At 43.9% G+C, this 2,197-nt stretch carries 2 protein-coding genes; one reads left to right on the top strand and one right to left on the bottom strand.

All coding sequences use genetic code 11. The features are described 5' to 3' along the window. The coding region (locus A3766_RS22935) for a bifunctional diguanylate cyclase/phosphodiesterase (RefSeq protein WP_068643021.1) at positions 1-1,573 on the top strand (1,573 nt) is incomplete at its 5' end. 46 nt (positions 1,574-1,619) lie between these two features. Here A3766_RS22935 and A3766_RS22930 read toward each other — a convergent pair. Continuing rightward, a partial coding sequence (locus A3766_RS22930) for a thioredoxin domain-containing protein (RefSeq protein ID WP_068643019.1) occupies positions 1,620-2,197 on the bottom strand: 578 nt, incomplete at its 5' end.

The raw sequence follows: 2,197 nt of genomic DNA, 5'->3' as shown, positions 1-2,197 counted from the left end.
TTCAGAACTTATCGGTAAAAATATACGAGAAGTGATTGATTGTGATACCGCTGTTCAGCTGACTTCTGCTATTAGGCGGGCGCTCGAGTATTCAGAGCTGGAATTTCTTGAATATACTCTAGAAGTGAAGGGGGGACGCAGGGTCTTTGAAGGGCGAATCTGTCCGATCAATCATTACTTGCCTGAGCAGCCAGAAAAAAAGCATGTTCTGTGGATCGCCCGAGATATTACCGAAAAAAAGCAGGCAGAAGAAAATATTGAGAGGCTGGCTTACTATGATCCATTAACAGGCTTGCCGAACCGTAGAATGTTTAATGATTATCTTGATTGCACGGTAGATAAAATTGCTCGCTATGATTTAATCGGCGCATTGCTATTTATGGACCTGGATAATTTTAAACGAATTAACGACTCGCTGGGCCACACGGTCGGTGATCAGTTACTGGTCAAGATCGCTGACAATCTGAAACCATTCATTGGGCCCCAAACAAATTTATCGCGCCTAGGGGGTGATGAGTTTGTCGTCTTACTAGAGTCTAAGTCTAAAAATATTGATAACGTGCATCGTGAAGCAAGTAAGCTGGCTGAAAGTTTATTAGACGTGTTCTCGCAAACCTTGACTCTTCAGGACGCTCACTATGCCGTGCGTGCGAGTATTGGTATTTGTTTGATCCATGAAAAAGCAGTTTCCGCCAGTGAAATTTTGAAACGTGCTGACTCCGCGATGTATAAAGCCAAAAAGGCAGGTGGTAACCGCTACGCATTCTTTGACCCTGAGTTGCAAAGAATGGCTGACCTTCAATTAAGAATTGAGCGTGATATTGAAGCAGCGATATCAAAGAATGAGTTTGAAGCTTACTTTCAGCCCCAGTTGGATATGGGGGGAGCCTTAGTAGGAGCAGAAGCTCTGGTACGCTGGATTCACCCAGAGGAAGGGGTAATTAGCCCCGACAAATTTATTCCTATTGCTGAGCAGACCGGCGCGATCCATCGTATTCAAGAGATTGTCCTGCGCGAATCATGTGAGTTGATCGTTGCACTAAAAGAGACTGGAGCGTCTCATGATAGGTGTACGATGGCAATTAATATCAGCGCATGCCAATTCGACGTTGATTTGGAGGAACGCATTAAACTAGTGGTAGATGAGTTTTCGCTACCTACCTCGAAGTTTAAATTGGAAATCACTGAAAGTATGCTGATGGAAAACGTTGAGATGATTGTTGAAAAAATGCAGTCGCTTAAGAGCAAAGGTTTTAGATTCTCTGTCGATGATTTTGGTACTGGATATTCCTCTTTGGCTTATCTGCACTCCTTTCCAATTGATGAGTTGAAAATAGACCGAAGTTTTATCAAACAGATAGAGAGCAAAGGGACAGCGATTATTGATGCGATTGTTTCTTTGTCACAAAGCTTCGGATTGAGGGTTGTTGCCGAAGGGGTTGAGACCCGTGAGCAACTGGAAATTCTTGCCGAGAAGAATGTTTCATCCGTGCAAGGCTATTACCACGCCAAACCAATGCCTGCCCATGAGTTTATTACTTGGGTTACCAAAGCCAAGCGTTGCGAGAACTAAAATTGAGGTCAGAGTAAAAAATTATTTTTTACTCTGACCTCAATTATTATTTAGCGAGTTCCTTGGTAACTAAATCGTATAGCTCTTGTGATCCAAACTTGGGGAGCGCTTGTTCATTAACAAAAAAGGTTGGTGTCTTGCTAACTTGCAAAGCTCGAATATCGTCCTTCTCCCGTTGAAGGCGAGCGCTTATCTCATCTGAAGTCATATCGGCTTTCGCCTGTGTAATATCTAAACCCGCTGCTTCGGCAATAGGCCAAGCTTTATCCGCAACAACTTTATGGTTAACCGTCCATTCGGCTTGGGCTATGAGTAGTGCTTCAAGTACCTCTTTGAACTTGTTTTGGAGTCGCGCAGCTTCAAGCATTCTAACGATAGCTTCAGAGCCTTGGTGAAAGGTTGCATACCGAAGTACGATGCGTACATCCTTTTCATGTCTTGCTTGAATCTCTTTTACGAGAGGGTAAAAAGCTCTGCAAGCACCACATGCTGGGTCGAAAAACTCAACGATGGTGACTTTAGCCTCAGCAGGACCAAAGCTCGGAGAGTAAGGGCGTTCATATATGCTTCCTTGTTGTAGGAGCTCGTCGCTTTGCGGGCTTTCTTTGGAGTTCTGATCTTGTT

The sequence above is a fragment of the Oleiphilus sp. HI0132 genome (genome assembly GCF_001635845.1).
Note: the sequence above shows the minus strand (reverse complement) of the source record. Positions and strands in the feature narration are given on the sequence as shown.